At 69.3% G+C, this 5,297-nt stretch carries 5 protein-coding genes and 1 pseudogene; 4 read left to right on the top strand and 2 right to left on the bottom strand.

What is annotated here, in order from left to right:
• Window positions 1–294: 294 nt before the first annotated feature.
• Together EQG76_RS14760 and EQG76_RS32245 are read left to right on the top strand one after the other, a co-directional pair.
• Window positions 295–681: a hypothetical protein gene (locus EQG76_RS14760; protein ID WP_159714778.1), complete on the top strand. Its 387-nt coding sequence runs from the start codon at window positions 295–297 to the stop codon at window positions 679–681.
• Window positions 682–1,092: 411 nt separating this feature from the next.
• Window positions 1,093–1,448 (top strand): annotated as a pseudogene (locus EQG76_RS32245) (transposase); the annotation flags it as partial.
• A gap of 292 nt (window positions 1,449–1,740) precedes the next feature.
• On the opposite strand, the gene EQG76_RS14750 reads toward EQG76_RS32245, so the two are convergent.
• Window positions 1,741–2,067 (bottom strand): HU family DNA-binding protein, encoded by a 327-nt coding sequence (locus tag EQG76_RS14750; RefSeq protein ID WP_255476531.1) that lies wholly within the window; start codon window positions 2,065–2,067, stop codon window positions 1,741–1,743.
• On the opposite strand from EQG76_RS14750, the gene EQG76_RS14745 reads away from it, so the two are divergent.
• Entirely contained in the window at window positions 2,066–3,346 is a 1,281-nt protein-coding gene (locus EQG76_RS14745; protein ID WP_159714776.1) for a BaiN/RdsA family NAD(P)/FAD-dependent oxidoreductase, read from the top strand. The genes EQG76_RS14750 and EQG76_RS14745 overlap by 2 nt on opposite strands.
• Here EQG76_RS14745 and EQG76_RS14740 read toward each other — a convergent pair.
• Window positions 3,300–4,301, bottom strand: a complete 1,002-nt coding sequence (locus EQG76_RS14740; protein WP_159714775.1) for an NAD(P)H-quinone oxidoreductase — start codon at window positions 4,299–4,301, stop codon at window positions 3,300–3,302. The genes EQG76_RS14745 and EQG76_RS14740 overlap by 47 nt on opposite strands.
• 197 nt (window positions 4,302–4,498) lie before the next feature.
• Between EQG76_RS14740 and EQG76_RS14735 the strand changes: the two genes are divergently transcribed.
• Window positions 4,499–5,077, top strand: a complete 579-nt coding sequence (locus tag EQG76_RS14735; RefSeq protein WP_235031374.1) for a J domain-containing protein — start codon at window positions 4,499–4,501, stop codon at window positions 5,075–5,077.
• Window positions 5,078–5,297: the final 220 nt, after the last annotated feature.

Below are 5,297 nucleotides of genomic sequence, written 5' to 3'. Positions count from 1 at the left end.
CGGGTCCACATCCCGAGCTTCCACCACACCCAGATCCCCCCCAACCCATTCTCAAACAGGCTCTTAGGGCAACGGTGGGACCCGAGCGCTTTACCAGTCTGGACTACCGTGTCGCCTACCTCGGCATGAACCCGAGCGTGCTCCGCGGGGGAGACTGCGCCACCCACCGCCAACTCCGGATCTGGAACGGCGATCAGGCGAGGCGGCGCGGTACAGCCAGCGGCTGCGGGCCATGTCTGCAACTCGATACTTGCCCGCGAAGAGGAATGGCGAACCATCCAGCAGAGGCTTGCCTTGCACGTCGACGGCAGAGCGGTCGATGGTCTCACTGCCTGCGGACCGGGTACGGAGCAGGCTATTGTCGGCCAGCACAGTATGTACCGGATGGGGGAAGTGGGCGAAGAAGCGCTTGAGAACGGCAGCGGCGGCGGCATCGCAGCAGGGCTGCACTTCCAGGCGGACATAGCGGGTGGCGCAGTCAATCGAGACAAAGGGATGAGCCTTCTGCCGTCGGAGGTCCAGCAGATGTCGGACTTCCAGATGGATGAAGCCGATCGAGGCACCGGCGAAGCGGCCGACCGGTGGCTTGGCCAGAGATGGGCGGCGGTTCAGGCCGTGGCGCCCCCGAGCAGCGATGGATGGCGCTGTGCGACAGGCTGGGCCGGACGCAGCGGCGCATGACCAGGACGATGTCGTCGAACAGCAAGGCCAGTACCGACGCGGTTCACCGACAGCCCTTTCCTCCTGCAGCGACTGGCCGCTCGCCAGCCGCTCGACCGCGTGAGGTCGGTCATGCACCTCCCGCCGGACTTTCCGGCAGCGGGTGGTGGTCTGGCTGATGTCCGGCTCCGCGGCCAGGACCGCCACCGGCCGGTCGCTCGTCTGGGTGTAGGTGCGCGCCCCTGGGCGTGGCCCAGCCCGGGATGGACGGCCCACGCGGCCGGTTCCTCCCCGGCGGCAGGAGCCGCCGCGTACGGCAGCGACGTGATGACCCGCCGGGACCGGCCAAGCCCCCGTTAGCTCCTGAAGTCCGTTCCCGTCTGCTATGCCTCGAGCAGCAGATGGATCGGATGACGGGTGCGCTGACGGATGGGCAGTGGTCGTGCCGTTGCTTTCAGTCTCGCCCCAGGACAGGCTCATGAACTGCCCAGGCGGTCGGGCTGCTCGACCGGCTGCTAGGTGTGCCACGTTGGGTGGTGGCCGATCGCGGCTATCCCAGCGATGCCTTTCGCGAGCACATCTGGAACCTGGGCAGCCGCCCGGCGATCCCCACGCAGCCGCACGAGGTGCTGGTCGCCTGCCCCGCCTGGATCTACCACAACCGCTCCTGTGTCGAGCGCCTCTGGGCAAGGCTGAAGGAGTGGCGGGCAGTTGCCACCTGCTACGAAAAGTGGGCCAGTTCCGTCGTGGCCGTCCTATGCCTCACTGCCACCCTCGACTGGCTCAAGGACCAAGGGGCCCTAGTTACCCGGGCAGTGCCCTTGCTGCTGGCGGGAAATGGGAGGGATGTGCGGCTCGGCACTCCGGCTGCACCAGGGTGGCCCGGCCGGATCCGGCCTGCGGCGCCGAGCAACCTGAAGGCGAACTCAGCCAAAGATGTGATTGCCATCGTCATGATGATGGTCATAGCATGACTGTGCCATGACTGGGAGTCGGCCCGCATCAGCCGGTTTGGGAGGCATGGCAGCCCCGCGATTATTGGCCGTCTACTGGGCGCGGCCGATGCGGGATGCCCGAGTGTCAGGCGACGGAGTCCTTGAGGCCCTTGCCGGGCTTGAAGCGCACCGCCTTGGAGGCCTCGATCTTGATGGTCTTGCCGGTCTGCGGGTTGCGGCCCTCGCGCGCAGCGCGTTCCACCACCTCGAACGAGCCGAAGCCGGTGATGGTGACCTTGTCCCCACCCTTGAGCGCCGTCTGGATGCTGTCCAGGATGGCGCGCACCGCCTTCGTCGAGTCGGCCTTGGTGATGCCGGCCTTCTCTGCGACCGCCGAAGTCAGTTCGTCCAAGGTCATGGAGTACTCCTCTGCATGACTAAAGGTGAAACGCGCATTATCATGGCAATCGATGGTTGCAAATACCGATAAGAACTGGCCGCACCGCCCCGGCGCGCCACGAGTCGTGGTGATCGGGGCGGGGCCCGCGGGCCTGATTGCTGCCGAGCGACTAGCCGAACGAGGAATATCTCCAGTCATCGTGGAGGGTTCGCGCAGCCCTGCGAGAAAATTCCTGATCGCCGGCAGAGGCGGCCTGAACCTGACCCATGTCGGCACGGTCGAACGACTTTGCCTTCACTTCGGCAGTGAACAGTCCTGGCTGCAGCCGCATTTGGCGCGCTTCGACGCGGATGCGCTGCGCAGTTGGGCCGACGGTCTGGGCGCCGAGACCTTCATCGGCACGAGCGGGCGGGTCTTCCCCCGCGCGCTGAAGGCGACCAGCCTGGTGCGGGCCTGGCTGGCACGACTAGAGCGGCTGGGTGTGACCTCGAAGCTGCGCACCCGGCTGGTCGGGATCGGCTCTGACCGGCTGTTGCGGCTGCAGGGACCGGACGGCATTTGCGAGCTCCGCCCGGATGCGGCGATCCTGGCGATGGGCGGGGCAAGCTGGCCGAGGCTGGGCTCGGACGGCGCCTGGGTCCCGATGCTCCGTGACCTGGGGGTGAGCGTCCGGACGCTGCGGCCGGCCAATGTCGGCATGCTGGTGCCCTGGTCCGAGCTGGCCCGCCAGCGGCTGCAGGGCATCCCGCTCAAGAACCTGGCGGGGCGTGCCGGGGGTGCGGCGGCCCGGGGCGAACTGGTGCTGACCGGCTATGGGGTTGAGGGTCAGCTCGTCTACGCGCTGGGCCGCGCCCTGCGCGAGGAGATGGAGACGGGCGGCACCGCCACGCTCCGCCTCGACCTGAAGCCCGACCTCACCCTGTCGCAGGTCGAGGCCAGGCTGGCCCGGCCACGCGGCAGCCGCTCCTTTTCGACCTGGCTCACCGGCAGCCTGCGCCTGCCTCTCATCGTGCCCTTCCTCCTGCGCGAGCTGGGCCACGGTCCGGAGCTGGGTGCCGCCGAGCTGGCGCGGGCGATCAAGGACCTGCCCGTGCCGGTGACTGGCACGCGGCCAATCGAGGAAGCGATCAGCAGTGCTGGCGGCGTGGCACTGACCGAGCTCGATGAGCGGCTGATGCTGCGCCGCATCCCCGGCCTGTTCGCCGCCGGCGAGATGCTGGACTGGGAGGCACCGACCGGCGGCTACCTGCTCCAGGCCTGCTTCTCGACCGGCGTCGCCGCGGCCGAGGGCGTGCTCGCCTGGCTTACGGCACCAGCAGGATCTTCCCGATATGGGCCGAGCTCTCCATGAGCCGGTGCGCTTCCACCACCTGGTCGAGCGGCAGGACCGCGTGGACCACCGGGCGGATCCGGCCGGCCGAGAGGACCGGCCAGACCTGCTCGTGCAACTCGCGCGCGATCTGGCCCTTCTCCGCGACCGAGCGCGGGCGCAGCGTCGAGCCGGTCCAGGTCAGCCGCTTGGCCATCAGCCGGGTGAAGTCGGCCTCCACCCGGCTGCCTTCCAGCCAGGCGATCTGCACGATCCGGCCTTCCACCGCGGCGGCGTCTAGGTTGCGCGAGACATAAGAGCCGCCGACCATGTCCAGGATCAGGTCGACCCCCTTGCCGCCGGTGGCTTCCCGGACCACGGCCACGAAGTCTTCCCGGCGATAGTCGATCCCGCGCGTGGCCCCCAATTCCTCGCAGGCCCGGACCTTGTCCGGGGAGCCGGCGGTGGCGAACACTTGCGCGCCGAACGCATAGGCGAGCTGGATCGCCGTCACCCCGATGCCCGAGCTGCCGCCATGCACCAGGAACCGCTCGCCCTGCCGCAGCCGGCCGCGCTGGAACACGTTGGTCCAGACGGTGAAGAAGGTTTCCGGCAGGCCGCCGGCCTCGACCGTGCCCCAGCCCTCCGGCACCGGCAGCACCTGCTCGGCCGGGGCGGTGCAGTATTCGGCATAGCCGCCGGATGCGACCAGGGCGCAGACCGCATCGCCAAGCGCCACGCCCGCCACGCCCTGGCCCAGCGCCACCACCTCGCCCGCGACCTCCAGCCCGGGCACGTCGGAAGCACCGGGCGGCGGCGGGTAGGCGCCCATGCGCTGGAACACGTCTGGGCGGTTGACGCCGGCACTCGCCACCCGGATCAGCACCTCGCCCGGGCCTGGCTGCGGCACCGGCATCCGGGCGATCTCCAGGACTTCGGGGCCGCCCGGGCGGGTGATCCTGACATGGCGCATGGAGCTGGGGAGCTGGTCCGACATCCTGGCGTTTCCTTGGTGGCGGTTCTTCCGGCACCGAAGGCACGGCTGGCGCGGGAGCGCAAGGGCGGGCGGCTCCGCTCAGGCCTGCACTTGCCGGGTGATCGGCGCCCTTGTCCGGCCCGCTGGCCATCACCATTATGCGGCATTCCCAGACATACCGAACAATGACCAGCACGACTGCACGAACCAGGGCACGGATGATCGCCGAGGAGCCGCTCCACGCGGCCGCCGGGCGCCAGCATGTCCGCGGCGGCGCCCGGATGGAGGGCCCGTCGCGCGGCTGCGCCTGGCCCAATTGTGACGCCTGCGGCGAGTATCGCGCGCCGCGCTCCCGCGCTTCGCTGCGCGAATACCAATGGCTGTGCCTGGAACACGTGCGCGAGTTCAACCGGAACTGGGACTTTTTCCAGGGCATGAACAGCGACGAGATCGAGGCGATGCGCCGCGACGACGTGACCTGGAGCCGGCCCACCTGGCCGCCCGGCCTGAACACGGCCGACCTACGCCTGAAGGACCCGTTCGAGCTCCTGCACGCCCACGGCTTCACCCGGCACCGGCCGGAGCCGCCCAAGCGGCCGCCGACCACCGCCCAGTCCCATGCCCGCACGCTGGGCCTGGAGCCGGGTTTCACGGTGGCTGAGCTGAAGACCCGCTACAAGTCGCTGGCCAAGCAGCACCACCCGGACCTGCATGGCGGTGACCGGCGCCAGGAGGAGCGGCTGAAGGAGATCAACGCCGCCTATACCTGGCTTCTGGCCCATCCGGGCGAGCGCTAGCGGGCCCTCGCCCGGCCGCCCCTTCCCTTCCCAGCCCCACGCGGCACCAGCGGAGCCACCTGATGACGGGCCAACCGACGCTTTGCCAAGTCGACGAGGTGGTGGCGCGCCTGGATGAAGGCCCATGGCCATGGGCGGTAGCCGAGCGGGCCCGGATCGACGCGCACTGGGCCGGGCTGATCACGGCCAATCCCGCCTTGTACAACGGCCAGGTCCTGAT

This window comes from Geminicoccus flavidas, assembly GCF_009806515.1.
GTDB classification, from domain to species: Bacteria; Pseudomonadota; Alphaproteobacteria; order Geminicoccales; family Geminicoccaceae; genus Geminicoccus; species Geminicoccus flavidus.
Note: the sequence above shows the minus strand (reverse complement) of the source record. Positions and strands in the feature narration are given on the sequence as shown.

What these genes read in the sequence shown, in the direction of transcription:
- EQG76_RS14745 (WP_159714776.1), top strand. Translation starts at nt 2,066, where the DNA reads ATGGTTGCAAATACCGATAAGAACTGGCCGCACCGCCCCGGCGCGCCA.
- EQG76_RS14735 (WP_235031374.1), top strand. Translation starts at nt 4,499, where the DNA reads ATGATCGCCGAGGAGCCGCTCCACGCGGCCGCCGGGCGCCAGCATGTC.
- EQG76_RS14740 (WP_159714775.1), bottom strand. Translation starts at nt 4,301, where the DNA reads ATGTCGGACCAGCTCCCCAGCTCCATGCGCCATGTCAGGATCACCCGC.